Below are 23,621 nucleotides of genomic sequence, written 5' to 3' on the forward strand. Positions count from 1 at the left end.
TTGGTCGGCTCGACGCATTCATCTCGTACCCGAACTACGGCGAGTCGAAGTGCGGCCCCATCGTGGGCGAGCCAGGGCAGGTCCTAACCTGTACCACTCCCTGGGTTCCGCCAACGTTGATGCCGCACTCGGACGGCATCGTTCATACCTTCGTCACCGTGTTCCAATCACCTGGCGAGCACTTCATACACCGAGTCCCCCTCCCAACCGTGGCGCCGGCTCGCTGATGGTTCGTTCATTGCTCGGGCGACGCGTTGGCTAGAGCACCGTTCCAGGTCCAAGTCCTCGCCTTCCGTAGGAGCCCTGACGACATGTGGGCGTTCGGCCTATTGCGCCGCTCGGACGATGAAGCCTGGCAAGGTATCGCCGGCCGCGGAGAGTACGGCGAGAAGCCCTTCGAAGCAGCCATGCGTGAGACCGAGGAGGAAGCGGGCTGGCGAGCGAGCCAGGTGACACTGTTCGATCTGGACACCTTTGACTGCGTCCGAGCAGACTGCCTCGGAGCACGAACTCAGTGGCCTGCAGAGCTGTACGTTGTGCCCCAGTATTACTTCGCAATCGACGCCGGCCGCCGCATCGTCAAATCGAAGGTGGGAAGGACATATCAGATTCAGAGGACGAAACCGGCGGCGTTTCAGTCGCGATGAGTCTGTTGCAATGCTGTCACGCCCGCTCGGCGGCGTCCTTTCGTCGTTGGGCAAGGCGGGCTGGATTCATTCCGTTCCGGTCCACTTCCTGTACGTCGCCGAGGCGATTCGGATCCTTGTCGGCATCGACGCCGTGAAGACTCGCACCGTCGTACGAACCGGGCAGGCGACGCTGCGCGTCGAGGCAACCGATGGTCCTCGTCAGTGTCTCGGGCGCGGTCGACGTTCTCCAGCCTCCGCCGATGACGGATCTAGCCGCGTTGGACGAGCGCTATTCGCGCGCAGATTTCGCTTCAAGTCGGGACGATTCAGCCTTTGCCAGCGCAACAATGCTGTCGCTGCGGCCCCAACGGTGGATCGGTTGGGCCGATTGGGACGGATGGGACAAGTCGGCTGCCTCATCAGTCGGACGAGTAGACCTATCCACTCATCGCAACGGTCGGTTGACCCGGGCGGTGAACTCTGGGCGCTGCCGCCTACTCGTCACCGCAACAGCTGACGGTCGCGACCACCACACTGATCGTGGCCCTGCCTGGCAGCTCCATTGCAGCGGATCCCATCGACATCCGACATGTCTCGACATCGAGCGCCGGGCCATTGATCTCTGGCAACGGCCGCTTCCTCGTCGCCCAACTGCAGACAAGCATCAACGGGTCCCAGGAATGATTGAGCTGCATGATCAGCTCACCCGCCAGGACGAGACCATCACACCGGACGGCTTCCAGACGACCAGCCGGCCGGCAATGCCATCCAACGGGAACCTGGTCGCATGGCGCCGCGTCGGAGGCCGGCACCGGTAGCCAGACCCACGTGGTCGATCGATCGCGAAAGGGTCCACGACATTCAAATCACCGGTACGGCGAGCGACCCCGAGTCCCAGCGGATGCGAACCTGCCACACCGGTTAGCAACGACACCCCGTAGACGTCCGTGGCTCTGCATCTCGATACAGCTGAGTGCGCCTTACCTCCCAACTGTCGGAGGAGGCCGCTTGTCTTCCGGACGGGCAGCAAGGAGCAGGCGTTGGATCTGGTGACTCACCAGCGATAGACCCGCCGGCGCAGACCGCGGTTAGGGCACTGACTGCCACCCGGCACCGCTGCGGTGCAACGTAGCCGGATCAGCAACTCCTAACCCTCGGCCAAGATGATGATCGGCGACACGATGTGCTGGTCGAACCCGTCCCGGAAGGTCTGCGGATGGGACTGAACAGGACCTACCGATCGCACAGGACCTCGGTGACCCGACGTTCCGGGTGATTCGTGCACGATGTCAACACCCCTCAGGAATCTTGTCCTCGGTACGACGACAAGATCCCAGGTTCAGCTGGGCGGGGTCGGCCGTCGCTCCTCGGCGATCCAGAGTCACCGACATCGGTGAACCACCGCACATCAGGCGTGAGCAGTCTGTTGAGGCCACGATCGATCTCCGGAATCATCCCGCAGAACGGACTCCCGGCAAGGGCTCGGCTCACCGCCCGTTAGATGAGCCTTCATGAAGTCCCTTCGGACAGCTCAATCATGCGCGGCCGCCGCCGGTCCGAAAGGTGGAGGGAGGACCGGCGACGGCCGCCAGTGCGACCGACTCAATAACCGCAGCTGGGGGGTCTGCGGGAGCACAGTGCACATCCTCCGCCGCGACCGGCGGTGTAGACCGGCTCATTCCGCGGCGGCGGTGTCACAAGTACGCACTGACAAGGGCAACTGGATCAGCCGTCGCCAAGATTCGTCCGCCGACCATTCCTAAACAAGGCGTTTGCAGCCAACAGACGCAGCGATACCCCAAGGAGTCGAACCGGTATCTGGAAATGACGGACGAACCAACCAGGATCTGTCGACGTAATGACTCTTGACACCTCATACCCCGCGTGTCAACCACACCGAATTTGTCGAAGGAGATAGCAAATGTTTTCTCGTAGGTCGGTCCGGGGAGCATCAATCGTCGCCGCCGCGGCCGCACTTGGGACCGCGGCGCTTGCCATGCCGACCCAGGCTCAGGCTGCGGACTCGTTCTTCCACCTCACCAACGACAACAGCAGGCTGGTCATCGCCCCCAAGACTGTGAGCGAGGGCTCGCAACTGGTCCAGAAGACGGTCAAATCCATCAGTCAGCGTCAGTGGCGACAGGTGTTGAATTCTGACGGCTCCGTTACCTACGTGCTTCGAGCGAAGATCTTCGCTGCCAACGGTGCGGCCCTCAACGGGTGCCTCGATCTGTCGAGCGATGCCAACGCGAGCCTCCAGCGGGCAGGCGCCGTTCTTGTCGTCAGGGTGTGTGACTTTACACTGTCCCAGAAATGGCAGCGCAAATTTCAATCCGGCGACGGAACCTTCGTCCTTCAGAACAAACTGTCACTCATGAATATCGACGTGGACAACAACCGACCGAACCGGTTGGGCGCTGTCATCATCCAGAATGATGTGCCCGAAACCAGCCAAGACTGGCGCCGAACCAACTTCGTCACAGGCTGACGGCTAATCGTCGGCTGTGGACAGCGGTCAGAACGTGGCCCGCTTTGGCCGCATCCACAGTGGCGAACAAGACATGGCGCGCCACACCTGGGCGGCTTAGCGGCCGGTATGGAATGGTGTTGGCCGCGGGTCACCGGCATGATGAATCCTGATGCGACCGACCGTGGAACTGCTTGAGCGCGATCAGCCGATGGCTGACCTGATGGCTGCAGCCATCGCCGAGCACAGCTCCTTGATCTTGCTCCCTGGTGAGGCGGGTATAGGCAAGACGAGCATCGTGCACAGCTTCCTCAACCAACTGCCTGAGGAGGTAGACGCATACGTCGGAGCCTGTGACGACCTGTTGGCTCCACCAACCTTAGGACCACTGCGCGAGGCATTCCGCGGTCACGGCGGAGACCTCGAGGAGGCGCTTGCCGGCCAATCCATCGACAGAGTGTTCGACGAGCTGACCGCGATGTTCACCGGGCCAAGCCTGCACGTACTGGTCATCGAAGACGTCCACTGGGCCGACGATGTCACTGTCGACGTACTTCGGCACCTGGCCCGCCGCCTGGATCGGATTCGCGCGCTGATTCTGCTGACCTACCGTCCTGACGCGGTCGAGTCTCGAGGCGCTTTGAGAGCACTCCTCGGCGAGTCGGGTCGGCACATCACCCGAATCAAGCTCGGCCCGCTCTCGGCAGCAGGGGTTGAGACTCTCGCAGCGGGCTCGGGACACGATGCGCAGGAGGTCCATGCCCTCACCAAGGGCAATCCGTTCTACGTCACCGAGATTCTCTCCGGCCCGCTCGGCGTCGTTCCGGCCACGGTGGTCGACGCGGTGCTCGGCCGCTTTGCACAGCTGAGCGACGATGGCATACGAGCTCTCGAACTGCTCTCTGTAGTCCCGTCTCACCTGCAGTTGAGCATCGCCGAAGGGCTGCTCGGACCAGAAATCGAGGCCCTCGACGACGCCGAGCGGGTTGGCCTCGTGGTGTTGTTTCCGGACGGAATCGGGTTCCGGCACGAGATCGCACGGCGAGCCATCGAGCAGCAGCTGCCCGGCATGCGGCGGCGCGCGCTCAACGCGTCACTTGTCGACGCCCTCCTGGCGGAGTCAGATCCCGACCTTCCGCGGGTGATTCACCACGCCGTGGCCGCAAGAGACGTCCCGACGATCCTCAAGTACGGTCCAGCGGTCGCTAGGGCCGCATCAGCCGCGGGATCGCATCATGAGGCGGCAGCAACGTTCGGCGCTGTCATGCCGCACGCCGATCAGCTACCACTGGGAGAACGTGCTTCACTCCTGGACGACTACGCTTGGGAGCTTCATATCGCGCATCGATTCTTCGATGCTGTACAGGTCGGCGGCGAAGCAATCAGGTTGAGCAAGCAGGTTGGCCGGCCGGCGGAGCTCGCCGAGACACTGCTGCGAGTCTCCCGCAGCCACTACTTAGCCGGCGATACCCAGAAGGCGATGGCCGGGATCGAGCGGGCCGGCGAGCTCGCCGAGGGCGCTGGTTCGAGGGAGGCACTCGCCTCGATCTCGGCATATCGGTCGATGATCATCACCCTGGCCAGGCAGGGACATGCACCGGCCGAACTCCGCCAGGCCAGGAAGCTGGCACTCGAGGTCGGCCGCACCGATCTGGCCGCGTTGTGCCTCAACTATCTCGGTGTTACCTACGCATACGACGGAAATCCGGATGGACTGGAATGCATCCGCGACAGTCTGAAATCGGCGCTCGATTCTGGCGACCACGAATCGGCAGCTCGGGCATACACCAGCCTCGCAGCAGTGCTCTTCAGGGAAGACCGATTAGCAGAGCTCGCAAGCTGCTTAGCCGACGGCCTGACGTTCGTCGCGAACCACGGGATCTGGTCACATGCCTACGATCTCGAAGTCCATCAAGCACAGTTGGACCTTCGTCTGGGCATGATGGACGCTGCCGAGGACCGGCTCCGTCAGTTGATGGATGCTCCCGACGATCCGGGAATGTTCGCCGTCTACAGCATGCCCGTGCTCGGCCGAATTCTCGCGCGACGCGGCCTCCTCACCGACGCCGAGACGCTCCTCACCAGTGCATGGCGCCGCGCCTGGGCACAGGAATCACTGATTGGAATCCTGTACTCCGGGCTCGGTGGAGCGGAGTGGGCTTGGCTGAGCCAACGCAAAGAAGCGGCCGAGACGATCTATCTCAGAGCCATGGAGCGACCGGTTCCCGACGGCCTGAGGCACATCATGGGCGAGATCTTCTTCTATCTGAGCAAGGCAGGCTTGCAGGTCGAGCCCTTCGAAGGTTGTCCGGAGGTATACACGGCAGCCATCACGGGAGACTGGGAGCGCGCGGCCGAACTGACGGAGAACACCTACGAGCATGCCCTCTTCGAGGCAACGTCCAGTGATGTCGATCGCGCTATGGCTGCCATCTGGAAACTCGATGACCTGGGCGCAAGGCCAGCCGCCGATCTGGCCAGGGCCGACTTGAGGAGGCTCGGCGTCACCCGCCTTCCACGTCGAAGCCCGGTACACACCAGAGCCAATCCTGTCGGCCTCACAGATCGACAGCTCGATGTCCTGCGACTACTCGCCAGCGCCAGGACCAACGCCGACATCGCGACTGAGTTGGTTCTGTCCCGGCGTACTGTCGATCATCATGTATCGGCAATCCTCCGCACACTCGGAGTATCGAGCCGGCGTGAGGCGGCCAAAATCGCAGCGTCACTCGGCCTGGACTGAGAACTCCTCGGCGAAGTGATGCGGCGACTGGCAAGTCGTCCGGATATGCAGCACTGGACCAGTCGTGCAGTACAGGACAAACCGATCGACGACGGTCGCCGGCCCACCGCATTCCGGGCAGACCGGCTGCACGAGGGCCTTGCTGGCCAAGTCATCTGCCATCAGCCTCTCCGATCCGACGGTCGCGAGCTTGCAGAGACATACGCGGCCGACGTTAGATCGGTTCTCGTTCACTACGTCCCGAGGAGCGCGGCTAGCCCGCAACCACCTGTACGAAGGTCGAGCCGTATAACTGTCCCGTCAGTCGTTTCTGGAATGGCTGTAACGTGATTGCGTCACCGGTCTGCGTAAACACCAGATTCGTGAACAAGTTGACGAAATGGGTCGAGTTGCCGCTCGCGGTCACCACTTTCCAGCGCTGGCTCTTCGTCCCGTCACAGGTCCGCAGTACCACGCGAGCACCCATCGGGTCCCGTCCGTCCGGATCAACTGCCGGCGTCCTCTCACGATCCTCCTCGATATCGGCACACGTCTCGGTTGCACGATTGACGATGCTTCTGGCACCCGGCTCGAGGCTTGACACGATCGCCCACTGTCGGTCTCTCGGCGTGTTGGGGTCCCCGACCGTCGCCCCAGAGAACCGCCGATCCGGCACGAATGCCGGCACGAACGTGAGGGGCGAGTTGGACCTGCGGTCCGACGGGGCGAACTGGACCTTGTCGGCTCCCACGCCGATCTGGTAGGTCCTAAAGAAGATCGCAGTCGTCGATGCCGATGCAACTCTGGCGTCTGGGGTCGCGCCGGCTAGACCCGGAGCCGCAACTAGCGACACCGCGCACAGACCGACGACCGCGGCTGCACGTCGGGAGAGAACCTTCGATCGGAGCATGGTCGTTCCTTTGCAGAAAGTAGTCGGACTTACAGCTCAGTACGCCGCCGCTACTTCAACCGGTTCCGCAGCGCGCGCAATAGTCACCCGCTCGTTGCCCCGGTCTGTCACTGAACCGATTCCGTGGATGGTGCGTACTGATGTACGGAGGCACGGCGACCCGCGCGCATGGCCGATGACTTGGCCTCACGAGTTGTCAGGCCCCCGCAGCGCGCGGAGCGGTCGTCAGGGACTCGGGTCTCCACTGCTGCTCCCGGGCGAGGCTCCTCAAGACTCGCCCGGGAGCACCTACCAACGGAACGGGCCGGGTTCAGTCGGCTATCCCCAATTCCGAATGCCAAACGCTTGCATGATTGCCTGACTGGGACGGGATGTCTCGCTAGACTTTCGCCGGGCACTCGCTGCGCGTGTTGGACTATCGGGGCGGCTATTTCATGGGTCTGTCGGCTGGCAATCTACTGCTCGAGCGGGAACATCAGCTCGAGGTCATGACGCGCGCCTTGGCCGCAGCCACGACGGGAGACGGCCGCTGCCTGCTAATTTCAGGAGAGGCCGGCGTCGGTAAGACCAGTCTGGTTGAGCGATTCATTCAATCCGTCGGCCCGGAGGTCAGGGTTTTGAGGGGAGCCTGCGACGATCTCTACGTCACCCGTCCGCTGGGTGCCTTCCGCGACGCGATGCGTGGCATGAGCGGGCCGTTGGCAACTGCTCTTGAATCTGCTGACCAGGAAGCCATTCTGAACGGCCTCGATGCCGAGTTCAGCGGACCTGATCGCGTGGTGTTGTTGCTCGAAGACGTCCACTGGGCGGACGAGGCAACGATCGACCTGCTTCACTATCTGCTACGGCGGCTGAATCGCTGGCCACTCCTGATGCTGCTAACACTCCGGCCGGAGGATCTTTCTCGGCGGCAGGCTCTCCGCCGGCTGTTGGCCGTCGCTGTCGGCGACGCCGTGCACCGAGTCTCGCTAGACCCTTTGTCGTCCGCTGCCGTGGAGACGCTCGCTGCCGGATCCGGTTGGCGGCCACTGGACCTGGCGAAGCTGACAGGTGGAAACCCGTTCTACGTGACCGAGGTGCTGGCTGCGCCGCGTGAAGGTGTGCCGTTGTCGGTTCGCGATGTCGTCCTCGCCCGGGTAGCTCACCTTGATCCGGAGTCCATCGCCGTACTCGAACAGCTGTCGGTCATTCCGATGTCGATCGACACCGGTTTGGCTAGCGACCTACTGGGTGGCCGTCTGGAATTGGCCACCGCTGCTGAGAGCCTCGGCATGCTCGTCATACAAACCACACACGGCAGTCACACCATCGCGTTTCGGCATGAATTGGCCCGCCGCGCGGTCGAAAGCAGCCTCTCCGCGCTCCGACGTCGGCGTCTGAACCAGAGGGTTCTAGACACCATGCTGGCATCTAGGACGCAGCCTGAGCTGGCCCGGCTGGTCCACCACGCGGTTGAGGCCGGCGCCATCGACAGGATCATCGAATTCGCGCCGGCGGCTGGATACGAGGCAGCCGAGGCCGGGTCGCATGACCAGGCCCTGATGCATTTCGAACTAGCGCTGCGCCACGCCGGATCGCTCAGCGAGCACGAAGTCACTGAACTGCTCAGCGCCCACTGTTGGCAGCTGTACTTGGCTGGCCACTACTCGCAAGCAGTCTCAGTAGGCAAGGAGGCCGTCGAGCGTCTGCAGACGGCGGGAGACTCAATCAAGCTGGCAGAGGCGTTCGTCCGCCTCTCTCGTTGTCAGTACCTCGACGGTGACACCGATGGCGCGATCGAATCCGCAGACCGGGCCGTTGACGAGGCTGGGCGGACACCATCGCTCAGTGCCCAAGCAGCTGCTGTAACCGAGCAGAGCATCGTCGGAGTCTTGGCCGGCGTGGAGGGCGAGCAGGCCATCGCACGTCTGAGAGCAGCCCATGCAGTGGCCATAGAAGCTCGGCGAGATGACCTTGCGGCATTGAGCCTGAACTATCTCGGCGTCACCCTATGCAATATCGGGGACCTCGACGGGCTGCGATACCTTCACCAGAGTCTGGCTGTAGCGACGGCGGCCAAAGCACACGAAGCCACGGGCCGGGCGTACATCAATCTCAGCCAGATGCTCTACCGGCTCGAGCGCTGGGACGAGCTGACGCAGATCATCGAGACTGGCCTCGAGTACACGCACGAACATGCACTTTGGGGCAACCTGATGGATATCGAGTTGCATCGGGCAATGTTACTCGTACGCCGAGGCCAGTGGCAGGCTGCACAGTCGATCTACGCGAGAGCCCACATCGAGCTCTCCGACCCCGGACGCCAGAACCTCTATCTCCTGATGTTCGAGGCACGCCTTCTCGTCCGGAGCGGCCACCCAGAGGCTGAAGCGCGGCTGCGACTAGTTCGATCTGAGGCCGCGCGGCAGCAGTCGCCGGTAGGCATCTCGTACGCAGGCATCGCCACGCTCGAGTGGTGCTGGCTGCATGAGCACTCGGAGCAGGCAAGGCGGGCGTGGGCGGAACTCAATGACCTGAAAATCGGGCACGTTGCCATCCCGCTGCTTCGGCAGGCCAAGCGGCTCATGGACCTCATCGAGGGAGTAACTCCCGACGATTGGTCAGAAGCTGCCGAGCGTTGGCGGCGGCTCAATGCAGATTACGACGAGGCGCTCGAGCTTGCCTCCTCCGGACTCCCTGGACCGACTACGGAGGCGTACCACATCTTTGCCGGCCTCGGCGCTGACCTGGCCGCACGTCGGGTACGCAGGCGATTGCGCATGCTCGGTGTCGCGAGCCTTCCGCGCGCCCAAGCCCCAGAGACTCGAGCCAACCCCGCGGGCCTGACCTCGCGTGAGCAGCACATTGCGACACTGGTTGCGGGCGGCATGACAAACTCGGACATCGCTGACGAGCTAGTCGTCTCGGTGCGGACCGTCGACCATCATGTGGCAGCAATCCTCCGCAAGCTCTCGGTGAGCTCGCGCCGCCACGTCGCTCAACGTGCCCACGACCTCGGGATCAGCCTGGATAACGATCCGCAGTAGAGCCCGAGCTCGCCGAGCATGGCCACGACAAACGGATCGACGGTCGGCTGGTCTTGAGCTTAGGGCCTCGGGCAAGCGTTCTGCTCGAAGTCGTGACATTCATCAAAGATGTCCCCCGCAAGGATTCGCCCATGCTCATCGCTCACGGAGAGGGCTGTCGCGGCTTGACTTGTAACGGACGAGGTAAGCACGGCAACCGAACATGCGAGTACTACGCTCGAGATCGTAGCCTTGAAAGTAGGACGCATTTCTCACTCCCTTGAATTGAAACAGCAGCCATCGCCTCGATTACTGCCCAACACTCACCATGGACACGCATTGAGAAGATGAGGAACCCCTCAGTCACAGCAGCCACCGACACATTAGGAGCCTCGACGGACCACCACAGCGAAGGTAGGGAGGCTGACGGTTGGGCGTTCAGTCCACCGGTCGACCTCGGCCAGCTCTAGGGACCATGCAGCCAGTTCACCACCTGACACCAGGCCGTCCGCCACCATCTGCTGCCGGGCTGCGGCACGCTCGGCCATCATGCGATACCGCAGAAGTTCCGAGTCGCTCAGCCGCAGCGCGTAGTTTATCGAGCTCGCTCCAATCGTTGCCACACGCACCCTGCCCGAAGGCGGACCTGCCAGTTCAATGGTCAAACCCAATACGCTCGCACTGCCGACATCGGTTCGCCGGCTCTGTCGGGGTTGTCTCCCTGACCATTGATCAGGCGAGACAGACGCCAGGCACAACTGCGTGATGGGAGACCGGCGCTGCCTCATCTATGCTGTGTGCGCAGTCCGAGGCACCATTCGGTTCTCATGGAACAGGAGCCTTAGGTCGTGTTAGAGCCGATGAGTCTGTCCTGGCCAGCATCGAACGCAGAGCGCACGAAGGAAGGTGCTACAGGAGCCCAGAGCCCGACCAGGCCCCGACTGGAAAGCATCGGCCACCCCGCGCTGAACGCCGCCATTCGCCACCATCGCGCTTCCTTTAGAACCGGCTCTGCATGATCGAGCTCCTTCGTAGCGAGACGGCATTTGCCCAGTAGCGACTACGACCGGCGGGGCTATCTGGTTCTTCCGAGTTACGGCCGCGGATTGCTTCCGGACACCTCGACCGTCGTCGCGGACTCGTCCAACGCCTGCAGGCTGGTTATTCGACGCCTCCGAGGTGGGCCTGCCGCGGCGTTCCCTACAGCCAGGATCAGTCCGAGGCAGAACACGCCCGCCCAGAGGGCTCCTGTCCCAAACTGGTCGGCAACGAGACCGCCCACGGCCGGGCCGACGAACATCGCGCCGGTGAGGCCAAAGGCAAAGACGCCCAGATAGCGGGCTCGGGCATCGACCGGAGATAGCTCCACAGCCACAGCGGAGTTGGCCACGGTCATGAGCATCTCGCCAAGAGTCCAGACTGCAACAGTCAGCGCGTAGCCCCACAACGAGTCTACGAAGACAGCCGAGCCGAAACCGCAGCCGGCCAGAAGAACGGACACAGCCAACACGTGTTCACGACGAAACTGTCTGGTGACCTTCGGCAGGAAGAGCTGTCCTGCGACGATCAGAGCCATGTTCACCACGATGACCTGTCCGTACGCCGTGACGTCCAGACCGTCATCGATGACCGAGACGGGCAGGATCTTGTTCGTCTCGATCATCGCCCAGCCCAGCAGGGTCAGACCGACGAAGATCATGAAGGTCCGATCTCGGAGAACCACCCCCAGACCGATCGGCTCAGATTGCTCCACCGGCGAGCTCGGCCTGGTTTCGGGCACCTTCACGGCGAGCAGGATGCTTGAGCACAGCAAGACACCGGCGTTCACTGCGAACAAGAGCATTGGCTCCGCCCTGACCAGGAATCCGGCCAGAACGGCTGCAATACCTGAGCCCAGGTTGAACGCCCAGTAGTTCAAGTTCAAGGCGCGAACGCGATCATCCGGCCTCACCACATCGATGATCGAGGCGGTGAACGCAGGCCTGACCATTCCCTGGAAGACCCCGAGGACCATGGCGATGCCGAGGATCAACAACTGGCTCGTCGCCAAGCCGAGAGAGAACATCGCCAGCGCAGCCAGAACAGAACCGCTCAAGGTGACCGGTCGCCGGCCCCACCTGTCCGCGAGTACGCCACCAGGCAGAGCCCCCAACGCCGTACCGATTCCACCCAGACCAACGACGAGTCCGGCGTACGAGGCGTCGAAGCCGCGAACCGCCAGGAGATACACGCCGAGGTACAACTGCGCGACAGCCCCTGTGCGGTTGATCAGCGATGCCGTCCACAAGTACCAGAATGTCCGCGGCAGACCGCCTGCAGCGTCCGTCAGCCAGCGGCTCACAGGCCGACCGCGTGATCTGGAATCCTGGAGACGCGAATCCACGAATCCTCACCGCGATCACTAGTCAGCCGCCAGGCGTCGATTGCGTCAGCTCTTCTTGATGACAGGCTTGCTGTCGGGCCTGATGACAGACCAGTTGCCGCCAACTCCTTCTCCCTTGGTGTCGGTTGCCGACTTGTCTTGCTTGAAGCGGTACAGCGGCCAGCCACCAAGAGTCACCTGAACAAGCCCATCCTTGCGTTTCACTGTTCCAACAAGGGATCTGTCGATCCCAGTCGCCTGGATCGGCGAGCCATCGGTCAACGCTGCGGGCCAGGTCTCCAGGCAGTCATACAGGCACCTGACCTCCGATGGCTTGTGCGCATCGCCTTCGAACCGATATGCCGTCCAACCGTTAAGCGTGACGATCTGCGCCTGAGTTCCCTTGAACGTGGTGGTCTTCACTGCCAACGAGATTGGACCAGGCTTGACAGTTGCACCATCATCTGACGCCGGAGAAGCGGGCTCCGTGTTACCTGTGGAAGGTGCGCTGGAGGGCGACGCCCCTGTCGTCGCGCCAGATCCGGCCTCTGTCGATGCGCTACAGGCTGCCAGGCTCAACATCGCCACGACGCTCAGGGCGCGCGCTGTCTGCTTCATTTCTCAGGTCCTCTTCTTCGCTCACCGCGTTCGGCGGCGACCTATCGCAACGGAGCCGGCATGAGCATGCCGACAACTACCGCTACGACGACGGCCACCCGTTCGGTTCTTCGCGTATAGCCCTGTGTCGCTGGGGCAGCCGCTTAGAGCAGAGACACAAGACTGGCGCGACTCGTTGATCATCTGCCAAGGCTGACAGTCCCAAGCTCGACCAGGTAGCGGGTTAGTTCTAGCCTCTGGCCCACCAGTTGCTCCAGCTCCTCCGTCATTGGCTCAGCCATTCGGTTAAGGGGCAGTGACGCGAAAGCGCTTCGCAGCATCAGAGCGCTGTCGAGTCCGGTCCGCACGTCGTCTGTGGTGATGTTGCTGCATCCCTCGCTGACGAGCCCGGCGTGGTAGCGATCTATCAGGAGCTCGCGGAGTTCGGCGAGCTCGGCGACGGTCAGCTCGCCGGAGTGGGCGCGGCCGATCAGCAGCTGACCAAGGTCGTCGCCAGCGGCGACCATTCCGCCAGGCGACCAATCGATCCCGACGAAGGTGTCGGAGGCGTCGGTCGGTATGAGTAGGTTCTGCGGGCAAGCGTCGCCATGACTCATCAGGTGCGGGCGACCGGCCAACTCCTGGAGTACCTGCGGGATTCTCGACGCCAGTTCCTCCAGGTCGTGGCGAAGGTTCGAGCCAGCCAACAGCGGGTGCTCCCAGGTGGTTGGGTCGAGCAGCGGGGGCAACGCGAACTGCTCGACGAACCCGCTGACCATCATGCTGGTGAACCGGCCTGGAGTCCTGTCGATTGCTGCCGGCAGGGTGTCGTTTCTGGTCAGCCTGACGTTCAAGCGGCCGAGCAACTGCGCCGCGGCCCCGTACCGTTCGCGGTCCCACGCTGATTCCGTCGTGCGTACGTCTTCCATCACCATCACGAGATGGTCGTCGTCGAGCAGATCGACACCGTAGAGCTCTGGCAGCCGCAGCCCGGTCGGCAGCGAGTAGGTAAGTCCGTCAATGTAGACATCCGCCTCGTAGCGCCAGAGGTCGCCTCTCACGGCCAGGGTCTGGAACTCGGCTGGCAGCAACGCGAGCTGCGGCCAGAGTCGATACGACCGCAGCACCTTGACGAACAACGACTTGTCACCGAATCGCACCCGGTACAGTCCGGCGGTGGTTGGCGAGTTAGCTGCGTACCTGACCTCCTCAAGGGTCCAGTCGTGGTCGCCGAGCGCGAGCAAGCTTTGCAAGCTCGAACCCAGCCGATAGGTCAGTTCCGGATCCACAATCTCCCTCGTTTCGCCCGAGCGCCGACATATTTCAGCTGCGAACAGTCCGCCAGCGCGACACGTCGCCGTACTCGCCAGCCTCGGCCGCACTCAACTGGTGGAGTACCTGAGCCACCGCAGTACCTGTCGTTGGTACCGGCGTACGGGCGGTGAACGTGCTCCACGGCCTCAACGGCCCGGGTGTCTGCTCGCCACTTGGCAGCGGCCACTTCCACCCGTTGACATAGGCGAATGCACAGTCGACCAAGATCAAGGCCTGAGCGTCGAATTGCCCATCATCCGCCAAGCACTTGCCCGTGCCGACGTTGACGATCTGTGTGCCATCGAACGGGTGATCCGCCGGGAATGGATGTGGCCGCATTTGCCACAGCTGATACTTGCCGACGGCTCCGGGGACTGCCCTGGCCAGCTTCACTGTCGCACTGACAGGATCGGCCTCCATCACCCAGGTAGCGTTGTCACGGGAAAGTCCCTCATTGACCAGGAGCACAGCCACGCGCTCGTCCGCCGCCGTTGCGGGCACGGCACACACCATAGGTGTCAGCACAGCAAGCGATACGCCCGCCGCAACTGACCGCCACGATCTCTTCATCCTTCTCCTCAGGTCCAGATCATCGATTGCGTACCTAGCAAGCGGGTTCTTCCGCCGGTGCTGGATTGCTCCCTTCGTCCGCTAGCTGGCCGACGGGGACGGCACCTCTGACGCTGATGCTGACAGCGCCGTAGGTGAAGCCGAGGTGTTCGTTCAGGCGACGCATGTTCGCGTTGCCAGCCTGGGTCCAGGTGTAGATCTCGGTGATGCCGTGTGCCGCAGCCCATGCCATACTGGTTCGCTTGAGGGTGGAGGCGACCGATCGACCGCGCCACTCTCTCCGCACTCCCGTGTAGGCAACCTCCGCTCGATGCGGCAGATCCGAGTCCAGCATCAGGCCAGCAACGCCGACCACCTTGCCGTCAGCGACCGCGACGAACATCGCCGCAGGCTCATTGATCCACTCGCATTCCCAATCTTCGAGCGACACCTGGAGAAGACTTGGCACATCCATGTCAGGGAAGGTCGCAACCGCGACCTGCGAGTATGCGGCCTGCCACAGCTCCGGGCGGTCGGCGACTGCAACAATCTCGTACCCCTGCGGTGGGGTCGGCTGCGCCTCAACACCGATCATCCGCACCTGCTCGATCTGGCGATCCGTTTCAACGAAACCAAATCGTTCGGCGAACGCCAGTGATCCCTCGTCTCCTACCCCTGAACCGGCTCTGCTGTAGCCGTGATCCACGGCGTGATCGACCAATGCCTCGAGCAACTCAGTACCGACCCCGCGACGGCGCCACTCAGGTAGAACGCGCGGGGCGAGAAACGCCCGCTCTGCTTCCTCAGACCGGTCTGCCAAGCCGCTGCCAAACACCTGGCCCTCCGACTCCGCGAGCACGAGAAGTCGTTCGGGAGTAGCCATTTCTTGCAGGTCCGCTGTACTGGGGCAGCGTTCGTTGGGATGTACGACCATCCGCACCCAGCGCCACGCCTGATAGTCGGCGTCAGATCGCACTTCCCTGATTGTCAGCATCACTTGGCTCCGAAGGTCCGTCGCCCCTAGGCCAAGGGAAAAGTGACGGTCAACGGTGCGCTCTGGCCTGATAGTTGCCCGTCCACCCCAACCGCTCGCACGGTCAGCGAATGCGTGCTGCCGGGCTCGACACACTCGTTGTTGATGAGGTGTGCTGCGGTGAGCTGAGTGCCTACTGCGCCTGCCACGAACGACGATCCTGAGTAGAGCGAGTAGGTAACTGCTCCACTGTCCGGTACTGCATCCCACGCGATGCTCTGGAGACGACCAGCAGAGATGACTGCGCGTAGGTTTCCCGGCGTCGGGGGTGCTGGTACCGACCAAGACAGCGTGGTGAAACCGATGAGCGCTGGTTCCGAACGGTTGCCGGCCGGATCAACAGCCCGCACGCTGGCCTGGTACGACGTACCTGCGTCGAAACCGCCGAACAACTGGCTGGTCCCCAACGCGATCGCCTCCCAGCCCCCCGATGCGACGCGGACGTCGTACCGCACCGGACCCGAGTCATCGGTCGACGGCTGCCAGTCGAAGGTCACCGTTGTCGCGGTGAGCTGACTGACCTTCAGATCCGACGGCATCGTCGGCGGCCTGGTGTCCGGTTCGGCCCAAGCAGGACCAGTCGTCAGGGCCAGGCTTGTCACGGTGATGATTGCGACGAGCAGAGAGCGTGGGGCGGACATACAACCTCCAATGGCCGAACGGTGCCCGATCACCTGCAATACGCAGGCGAACCATGAAGTGGTTCACTCACTTCTTCATCAGTGCCGCGATCGCATCGTCGAGGACCTGCTTGGCGGAACCGGCGCCGCCAGACTGCCAATAGTTCTTGACAAAGAACACACGATTGCTCTGCACTGCTCTGAGGCGCTTCCACAACTCGTTGCTGGTCATAAAGCCCGTATCTGCCTGCCGCTGCTCGAGAAAGATGATGTCGGCGTCCAGCAAGTCGAGCCGCTCGAGGCTAACGGCGAACGATTGGTAGGCATCGACCTTCTGTGCGCGCTGCGCTGCGGGCCTGATGAGACCCAACTCGTCGACGACATTCGTGCCCAGGTTCCGCTTGTACATCGACACGGCTACATTGTCGTTCGTGACCTTGCCAACCGTCACTTCCAATCCGTCGACCACCTCGGGATGCTCCGTCCGGAAGTCAGCGACCTTATCGTCGTAGCTTGTGATGTAGGCCTCCGCCATGGACTGCAGATTCAGCACTCCTGCAGTGGCTCGTAAGGACGAGCGCCAGTCGTCGAATGACCTCCGCCCATCTGGAACGGTGTAGACGACAACAGGGGCAATCGCCTCGAGCTTGGTGATCACCTCGTCGGTGGTCTGATCCTTGGCCAGCAGGAACGCGTCCGGTTTGAGTGCTCCAACCGCCTCATACTTCGGCTCGAACGCCTCGCCGATGGCAGACACTCCGGCCTCGGTCGCCTTCGCGACCATGACTGGCGACAGACTGGGATCCTTCCGAAAGTACTCAAGGCCAAACGCGCCAGCAACCTCGGTCAGGTCAGCGTCCAATGCGATCAGGTTGTCGAAGGTGATCCAATCCACCACGAGGCGCTCGGGCCGGACAGGAATGCGTACAGACTTCCCTGTCGCCGATGCGACCTCGCGCACCGAGGAGGACTGTCCTTCGGACGGCTGCGCACCGGCGCCACATCCGATTGTCGTCAGGGATACCAGCAAAGCGGCTGAGACAAGCCGCGGATTGAACCCCACTACTGCTGCCTCCAATTGCGGATGGTCAGGGTGTACTCGCAACGGCCTTCTTGCCCTCGGGGCTGATCGCGTGCCAAGTCCCCTTGAGCCCCTCGCCTAGAACGTCGCCTGGCTTCTGGTCCTTGGCAAACCGATAGAGGGGCCAGCCGCCCAAGGTCGCCTGCACATCCTTGTCTCGACGAACGACAGTGCCGAGCTTGGACTGCTCGACGCCAGCGCCGGCAACGGGCGCACCGTCGCGAACGTAGACAGGCTTCCACGCAGACAGACAAGTCTTGGTGTTGCACACCGACACCGGTGGATCCGTGCCGTCCAGAGTCGACAAGTAGAGCGTGAAGCCCTCAGCATCGACCGCCGTCGGTCCGAGCTTCGTCGTGCCGCCCTTGACAACAACGGCTCTCTCCGTCCCATCGTCGCCGGGAGGAGTGGTACCGGGTGCCTCTGTCGGCGGCAAAGCACCAGTGCCGACCGATGGCTCGCCAGGCGACTCGGAACCTGGTACGGCCGATGGCGGTCCAGACGGCTCAGCCGATGGCTGCCCAGAGGGAGCGATCGTTGGTTCATCAGATGCCCCGACGGCGGGAGGCGCCACCACTGGTACAGGCGCGCTTGTCACCACGTCGCCGACGACCGGGCTGAAGCACGTCACAGCTACTGTTGCCCCGATCACCCAAAGCATAGTGGGCAGGCTTTTGAACACGTCAGGTCCTCGCTACGCCTGGTAGACAGCGCCGTTGCGCTCCACAACGGCCACAGACGGGAGTGGCTTCTTCGCGGGCCCAGCGACCCGTTCGCCACTGGCCGCGTCGAACTTGCTCTTGTGACAGGGACAGTTGATCGTTCCGCCCGTCACATCGGTCACAGCACATCCCTGATGAGTGCAGACCGCGGAGAACGCAGCGATCTTGCCGCTGCCGTCCTTGGTGAGCACAACCTTCTGCTCCTTGAGCACCACGCCACCGCCGGCCGGGATGTCCGCGACCTGGGCGAGCGGCGGATCGGTCGGCACCTCCGACCCTGCGCTCGGGCTCTCTGGCTGAGGCGACGAGACCCGCGGTTGCGGTTGCGTCGCCACTGGCGGGGCCTCCTGCTTGATCACACATCCGGTCAGTGCCGTGGTTGTCGCCACTGCACCGCCTGCCAACAGAACTGTCCGGCGCTCGACAGCGGACACTGGCTTGGTCATTCGATTTGCTCCTAGTCGCGAGATTGTCAACGCAGCGGTACGCCGGATTGCGTGAAGTACCACAATCCGGCCGTCGCCCAGGCCCCGATCAGCAGGGCGAACAGCAGGCCACCGGCAGCAGGCAAGGCCCAGCCCGGCAGCGCTTTGGACCGAAGTACGAGCATCTTGGTGGTAAAAGCGCCATAGAAGGCGCACCCAAAGAGGGAGTGGAGCGCGGCTCGGGCACCGACTGTGCTGTAGCCCAGGCTCCATAGACAGTGGTAGGCCACTGGGAGCGTGGCTAGGAAGGCGATCGACCCACTCCACCGATGCCACAGCGGCAGTACTTTAGGCATCTTTCTTGCGGCAGGCAGCCGACCCCACATCCACGCCGCCGAGACGAGTTGGAAGATGCCGAGCAGCACTCCCGCAGTGGCGAGCCACACCTTCATCGGAGTCATCTCCGTGAAGCCGATCAACAGCGCCAGCGGTCGCCCGGTGGGGACGTGTGTCCGGCCATAGATTCCAAGCGACAGCGCCACTAAGGCCCCGGCGACAGCGAACACCAGCAGCAGGCCGGCCCCAGACCTTCCAGCTGGCTGGTTAGGGCCCTTATCCGGCTCAGTCAGCGCCATCTCGATGGTTGCATCAGCATCCGCGTCCATTGCCTCGCTGCCCTCCACGACGAAACGTCATAACGTGGCTCAGTACGCAGCCCGCACCCCACCCGGTTCACACGGCGAGATCGCGGAGGCTAAGAGAGGCCGACGAGTCCTTGGACCAAGAGGTTGGGCTGCTATCCGATGACGAGACACTGGCTGCCGAGTGGAACGCTCCCCAACCCACCAATCACGCCTGGCTCCGATACCCGACAACACCCAAGCCTGACACTGCCGGGCAGCCTGGCTAGAGGGAGACTTCCAGTGTGATCTCATCACGCAGCGGGAATCCCGTAGTCGCCAACCTCCGGGATGGTCGGCTTCACCTTGCGAGACTGGTCCACGGCTCCGGCGGCAACCGCGACCATCCGCAGACCACGTCGTTGGTAGAACCGGAGGGCGTCGACGTTGTCGTTGGTAGTGACGAGCCACAACCGCCGCTCGGCGGCCTTCCGGGCGATCTCGGTCGCCGCGGCCAGCAGCGCCGCGCCGACTCCCGTCCGGCGCTCGGCTGCCTGCAGGGTAACCACCTCGAAATCGTCGCCCTGTATGCCGTAGGTGAGCAGGCCGTCGATCTCACCATTCCGCTCGACAATCAGCCCCGGCAAGGTCGTTGCGTCGAAGGTGATGCCGTGGACCACGACCGTCGTACCGCTGCCGGCCAGGTCGAGGAACTGCGCGACCGCTCGTTCATCGCCCGGAGCGATCGCGCGGACCTCGATCATGAGCGCGGGTAGCCGATTACGGCCAGGTCCTCGGCCAGGTCGGACAGGATCCGCCTGCGGTTCAGTGACGTCACGCCGGACTCGATCAGCGCGTAATCATGGCGAATCGACTCGATGTCGAGCTTCACTCGAATTGCCTCCGAGCCTGCAGTGCGTAGGTGAGCGGCATGTCCTGCCCGCCGATCCGCAGTCGGTACTTGCCGTCGTCGCCACGGGTCATCACGTCGGACCGGTGCTCCTGCGACTCTGCGACGTAGTCGGTGAGGCTCTCGATGATCAGCCCGGACCGCGCCGCCGCCGTGACGATCTCACCGAGCCCATGCGGGAAGGCGACATAGTCCTGCGACACCGAGGCGCCGCCCGCATAGCTGTCTTCCCATCGATCAACGTGTGGCGCGGCTCCGGTCAACGGCTCACCAAACACCAACGGATCTACAGAGTCGACGGCTAGCGAGATTGGATGCAGCTCAACCAACACCAGCCGTCCTCCTGGCCGAAGTGCCCGCCACGCCCCGCCGAACCACGCGTCCAGGTCACCAATCCAGCACAAAGCGCCGTACGACGCGAACACCACATCGAATTGCCCGTCCAACGACTCCGGCAGTCTCTGCGCATCTGCCTCCACGAACGTTGCCGGCAGCCCTGCACGCAGGGCCAGCTCGCGAGCCAGCGCAATCGCGGCCGGCGAGAAATCGACTCCGGTCACCCGGGCACCTCGCCGCGCCCAATCCAAAGAGTCCAACCCGAAATGGCACTGCAGATGAAGGAGGTCGACGCCGTCTACAGCCCCGACCTCGTCAATACAGATCTCGCCCAGTACCGACTTGCCAGCCAGAAAGCCTTCAACATCGTAGTAGTCACTGGTCGCCTCGGAGTGAGCGGTCACCAACTGCTCCCAAAGCGCCCTATTCAGCTCGATATCACTCACGGTGGGTCCTCCGCTCGTTCGTGAACTCAATGTAGGCATCCGATCTTGGTCAAGAGCTAGCGTCCAGCGGATCGGAGTCACGGAGGTGATCCAGCAACTCCTTGAGGCGGCGTTGTGCTCTGGCCGTCCGGCTCTTAACGGTGCCGAGGGCAACGTCCAGGACCTTGGCGATCTCGCTCTGCGAGTACCCGTCGAAATAGGCGAGCTGCAGAACCCGCCGCTCGTCCGGATGAAGCTTCTCCAGCGCTTCACGAACCTGCCAGGCCTGCCAGGCGTCCTCCAACGAGGGGTTGTCCGCCTGCAACGCCTCCGCCTCCCACGACACGTCCAGCGACAGATTCTTCGCCGAACGGTGTTCACGGCGATAGACGTCGATGGCGGCACGCCTCGTGATGGCGTAAAGCCACGGTTTCAGCTCCCGGCTCGGGTCGAACTTGGCCGCCCCTTGCCATGCCTGGACGAAGGCGCGCTGGACGGCGTCGGCCGCGTACTCACGATCGCCCAGCATGCTGAAGGCAGTCGCGAACATCGGGCCGGCGTACAGGCGGTACATGTCGGTCAGAGCAGTTTGATCGCCGCGATGAAATCTCTCACCCAGCATCGATGTATCCCCAGTAGTCGGCACTACACACCTCACGAAGCAGCTACCGGCCCGCACCGGACACCGCGATCCCTCGTCGGAACTTCGCGGCCAGGACCACCGCGGGCATCCATGCCTGCCCGACCCCAGCCCACTGTCCATGCAAGGTTGGCGGTCAGCCGCGCCCTTCAACATCGGTAGCACCTACCTATCTGAAGGCAGGACCTACCTAGATACCTGTGCCAGGTGAGCCCGTGGGGCTGCAGGGAACCGACGATGAACGGGCTTGCGTAGCGCTACCTGACAAGTAAGGGGGCAGACATGGGGCTTTGGCTAGCGCTGTGCGGTAGGTCGGTCGAGGCTGACCCAGCGATCGACCGAGCCCTGCACTTTTGTTGGGCGGACTACTCCACGACCCTTGAGGCGACCGGATGACACTTCTGATTGTCGCGGTCGCGCTCCGGCTCGCATGCATCGGTACCTACGCAATTGCGACGTACCGACGCACCGCCAGCCCTAACCTCGTCAGTTGGAGCTTCTGGATGCTGACACCGCTCATCGCCGGGGTTGCTCAGCACTTCGACGGGCGTGGCGCCGCTGCCTGGCTCAGCATTTCGTACGCGGTCGGGCCGGCACTGATCCTGGTCATTGGCCTGACCCGGGGTCACAGCTCAGTCCGTCTTACCAGAGCCGACGTCGTCTGCGCGGTCTGCGCAGGAGGTGGACTCATGCTGTGGCAGATAACGGACTCCCCACTCTGGGCCATCTGCTTCAGCATTCTCACCGACATCACTGCCGCACTGCCGACAATCATCAAGGCGTATCGGCAGCCGCTGACAGAGCCGCTCCAAGCCTACGCACTCTCGATCCTGGCTGCAGTCGTGGCCCTTGCAGGCCTCGGGGACTGGCGCCTCACGAGTATCGCCTTCGCCCTCTGCGTTCTCTGCTTGGATCTCGTCATCCTAGCCACCGCTCTCGTTCGCCGATCTGACTGGTCAAGCCAGGAACGCGACCGTGCCGGTGGACTTAGATCCAAGTCCACCGAGCCTGACGTACTGCCGCCGACACATTCCACGACCTTGGAGGCAGAGTGGCGGTTCCAGATCAGCGGTCGACGTCCGAGAACATGACGAGCTGGCGGGAGACCGTCGTACCAGGCGCAGGTGAGCCCACCGCGCTGGCTTGGGGACCAGACGGCCTGCTATCCGTAGGGTGGCACACGGCGGAGGATGGCGAGGTTGTCTATGTCTACGACCCGGCCGGGCACATCATCGGGGATCTCGAGCCTGACGGACTCGTGCACGCGCTCGCATGGTCGCCGGAGGGCAGACTAACGGTCGCCGGCGGGGATGATGGTGCGGGACGGGGCTTCGCCACCCACTATGACCCGAGCGGTCGAGTCGAGCATTGTGTTCTCCCGCCATCAATTGAGCGGATCCTGTCTGCAAGCTGGGGTGCCGACCGTCAGTTGGCGTTGGGCGGCGAGATCGTCGACACAACGGGAGGCGTCGTCTTAGTCCTCGACGAGGACTTCCATCAGGAGGCGGTCGAGATGGCGGTGTTCGGACAGGGGGTTCGGTCGATCAGTTGGTCAACGGATGGCCTCCTAGCGGCAGGTGTCCATGATCCAGGTCAGGGACGAATAGGTGTCCATCTCTGGAACCGCGGCTGCTATGGCGCTCCCGCCGGGCAATTCGAAGCCTCTTCGCCATATCCTCAGATCTCGCTTGCATGGTCGCCCGACGGCATCCTTGCCTGGGGATGGAACCAACAGGACGATGACGGACGACAGTCGGCCGTGCTCGCGACGTGGGATCTTCGGACCGGCAGTGGCCCGAATACAGCGGACAAGTACGAAGGCTGGCTCGACACGCTCGCTTGGTCCCCGGATGGCAGGCTTGCGACTGGTGGCTGGCGGTCGCAGCCACAGGGATCCGGCGTGTCCGTCAGAGAGCCCGGTGGCGTCACTCTGACTCACCTAAGAAACTTCCCAGCCCGCCTCGTGAGTTGGGCGCCGGACGAGCGACTCGCCGTCGCGAGCTCGGGAGCAGATCTGTCGATATTCCGACCAAGCACTTAGCGACCACTGCTGCCGACGCGGCGAGTCTGCCATCAGGGGACCAAGCCGTTCCCGGCGGGATAGGTCAGTCTCGCGTTCGAGCGGCCAAGCCTAGCGACGCCCGATAGGTACCCGGCCCTTTGAGATAGGTAGTCAGTACCGAAGTCTGTCCGCTCGCGCCGAAGGAGGATGCTTGAATGAGATTCAAGCATCCGAAGCGCGCCTGGACGACTG

22 protein-coding genes are annotated in these 23,621 nt (G+C 63.1%); 6 read left to right on the top strand and 16 right to left on the bottom strand.

Translation table 11 applies throughout. The features are described from left to right. The first annotated feature begins 254 nt into the window (after nt 1–254). The 4 genes from E1261_RS04670 (at nt 255) to E1261_RS04680 (ending at nt 5,839) form a co-directional block, all read left to right on the top strand. Entirely contained in the window at nt 255–647 is a 393-nt protein-coding gene (locus E1261_RS04670; RefSeq protein WP_338033908.1) for an NUDIX domain-containing protein, read from the top strand. Nucleotides 648–1,309: 662 nt separating this feature from the next. Beyond that, complete coding sequence (locus E1261_RS45115) at nt 1,310–1,447, top strand: hypothetical protein (RefSeq protein WP_165952362.1); 138 nt, start codon at nt 1,310–1,312, stop codon at nt 1,445–1,447. 1,103 nt (nt 1,448–2,550) lie between these two features. After that, nucleotides 2,551–3,117, top strand: a complete 567-nt coding sequence (locus tag E1261_RS04675) for an RICIN domain-containing protein (protein WP_132402372.1) — start codon at nt 2,551–2,553, stop codon at nt 3,115–3,117. Between the two features lie 151 nt (nt 3,118–3,268). Further along, nucleotides 3,269–5,839 carry an ATP-binding protein gene (locus tag E1261_RS04680; RefSeq protein WP_132402375.1) on the top strand — a complete coding sequence of 857 codons (2,571 nt, stop codon included), beginning with the start codon at nt 3,269–3,271 and terminating at the stop codon, nt 5,837–5,839. Here E1261_RS04680 and E1261_RS04685 read toward each other — a convergent pair. Next, nucleotides 5,822–6,001 (bottom strand): hypothetical protein, encoded by a 180-nt coding sequence (locus E1261_RS04685; RefSeq protein WP_132402378.1) that lies wholly within the window; start codon nt 5,999–6,001, stop codon nt 5,822–5,824. The two genes, E1261_RS04680 and E1261_RS04685, sit on opposite strands and share 18 nt — an antisense overlap. A gap of 91 nt (nt 6,002–6,092) precedes the next feature. Continuing rightward, the gene (locus tag E1261_RS04690) at nt 6,093–6,728 is read right to left on the bottom strand and encodes an RICIN domain-containing protein (RefSeq protein ID WP_132402381.1); all 636 of its coding nucleotides are present in this window, start codon (nt 6,726–6,728) and stop codon (nt 6,093–6,095) included. 407 nt (nt 6,729–7,135) lie between these two features. Here E1261_RS04690 and E1261_RS04695 point away from each other — a divergent pair, with 407 nt between their 5' ends. Then, nucleotides 7,136–9,754 carry an ATP-binding protein gene (locus tag E1261_RS04695; RefSeq protein WP_132402384.1) on the top strand — a complete coding sequence of 873 codons (2,619 nt, stop codon included), beginning with the start codon at nt 7,136–7,138 and terminating at the stop codon, nt 9,752–9,754. Nucleotides 9,755–10,826: 1,072 nt separating this feature from the next. Here E1261_RS04695 and E1261_RS04700 read toward each other — a convergent pair. The 14 genes from E1261_RS04700 to E1261_RS04760 all read right to left on the bottom strand — a co-directional run bounded on the left by E1261_RS04700 (nt 10,827) and on the right by E1261_RS04760 (nt 21,349). Continuing rightward, complete coding sequence (locus E1261_RS04700) at nt 10,827–12,116, bottom strand: MFS transporter (protein WP_132402387.1); 1,290 nt, start codon at nt 12,114–12,116, stop codon at nt 10,827–10,829. A 45-nt stretch (nt 12,117–12,161) separates the two neighbouring features. Then, on the bottom strand, nt 12,162–12,518 hold the full coding sequence (locus tag E1261_RS45120; protein WP_165952364.1) for a COG4315 family predicted lipoprotein: 357 nt from the start codon (nt 12,516–12,518) through the stop codon (nt 12,162–12,164). A 374-nt stretch (nt 12,519–12,892) separates the two neighbouring features. Next, complete coding sequence (locus E1261_RS04710; RefSeq protein ID WP_132402393.1) at nt 12,893–14,074, bottom strand: phosphotransferase family protein; 1,182 nt, start codon at nt 14,072–14,074, stop codon at nt 12,893–12,895. Then, complete coding sequence (locus E1261_RS04715; RefSeq protein ID WP_132402396.1) at nt 14,016–14,576, bottom strand: RICIN domain-containing protein; 561 nt, start codon at nt 14,574–14,576, stop codon at nt 14,016–14,018. The genes E1261_RS04710 and E1261_RS04715 overlap by 59 nt, the downstream gene beginning before the upstream one ends. 34 nt (nt 14,577–14,610) lie before the next feature. After that, on the bottom strand, nt 14,611–15,549 hold the full coding sequence (locus tag E1261_RS04720; protein WP_238176006.1) for a GNAT family N-acetyltransferase: 939 nt from the start codon (nt 15,547–15,549) through the stop codon (nt 14,611–14,613). Nucleotides 15,550–15,575: 26 nt separating this feature from the next. Continuing rightward, complete coding sequence (locus tag E1261_RS04725; RefSeq protein ID WP_132402402.1) at nt 15,576–16,229, bottom strand: fibronectin type III domain-containing protein; 654 nt, start codon at nt 16,227–16,229, stop codon at nt 15,576–15,578. Nucleotides 16,230–16,296: 67 nt separating this feature from the next. After that, complete coding sequence (locus E1261_RS04730; protein ID WP_132402405.1) at nt 16,297–17,169, bottom strand: ABC transporter substrate-binding protein; 873 nt, start codon at nt 17,167–17,169, stop codon at nt 16,297–16,299. A gap of 127 nt (nt 17,170–17,296) precedes the next feature. Beyond that, nucleotides 17,297–17,725, bottom strand: coding sequence for a COG4315 family predicted lipoprotein (locus E1261_RS04735; RefSeq protein WP_202874306.1), 429 nt, complete (start codon nt 17,723–17,725; stop codon nt 17,297–17,299). A 258-nt stretch (nt 17,726–17,983) separates the two neighbouring features. Next, nucleotides 17,984–18,457 (bottom strand): Rieske (2Fe-2S) protein, encoded by a 474-nt coding sequence (locus tag E1261_RS04740; protein ID WP_132402408.1) that lies wholly within the window; start codon nt 18,455–18,457, stop codon nt 17,984–17,986. 26 nt (nt 18,458–18,483) lie between these two features. Further along, on the bottom strand, nt 18,484–19,119 hold the full coding sequence (locus E1261_RS04745; protein ID WP_238176007.1) for a DUF6529 family protein: 636 nt from the start codon (nt 19,117–19,119) through the stop codon (nt 18,484–18,486). A 251-nt stretch (nt 19,120–19,370) separates the two neighbouring features. Further along, on the bottom strand, nt 19,371–19,820 hold the full coding sequence (locus E1261_RS04750) for a GNAT family N-acetyltransferase (protein ID WP_132402411.1): 450 nt from the start codon (nt 19,818–19,820) through the stop codon (nt 19,371–19,373). After that, nucleotides 19,817–19,948: a hypothetical protein gene (locus tag E1261_RS46810; protein ID WP_272948551.1), complete on the bottom strand. Its 132-nt coding sequence runs from the start codon at nt 19,946–19,948 to the stop codon at nt 19,817–19,819. The genes E1261_RS04750 and E1261_RS46810 overlap by 4 nt, the downstream gene beginning before the upstream one ends. Further along, the gene (locus E1261_RS04755) at nt 19,945–20,829 is read right to left on the bottom strand and encodes a class I SAM-dependent methyltransferase (protein WP_238176008.1); all 885 of its coding nucleotides are present in this window, start codon (nt 20,827–20,829) and stop codon (nt 19,945–19,947) included. Before E1261_RS04755 ends, E1261_RS46810 begins: the two co-directional genes overlap by 4 nt. Further along, nucleotides 20,798–21,349 carry an RNA polymerase sigma factor gene (locus E1261_RS04760; protein WP_165952365.1) on the bottom strand — a complete coding sequence of 184 codons (552 nt, stop codon included), beginning with the start codon at nt 21,347–21,349 and terminating at the stop codon, nt 20,798–20,800. The genes E1261_RS04755 and E1261_RS04760 overlap by 32 nt, the downstream gene beginning before the upstream one ends. Nucleotides 21,350–21,759: 410 nt before the next feature. Here E1261_RS04760 and E1261_RS04765 point away from each other — a divergent pair, with 410 nt between their 5' ends. Beyond that, nucleotides 21,760–22,458, top strand: a complete 699-nt coding sequence (locus tag E1261_RS04765; RefSeq protein WP_132402417.1) for a hypothetical protein — start codon at nt 21,760–21,762, stop codon at nt 22,456–22,458. Nucleotides 22,459–23,621: the final 1,163 nt, after the last annotated feature.

Origin of the sequence: Kribbella albertanoniae (genome assembly GCF_004348455.1) — a bacterium.
In the GTDB taxonomy this organism is placed as follows: domain Bacteria; phylum Actinomycetota; class Actinomycetes; order Propionibacteriales; family Kribbellaceae; genus Kribbella; species Kribbella albertanoniae.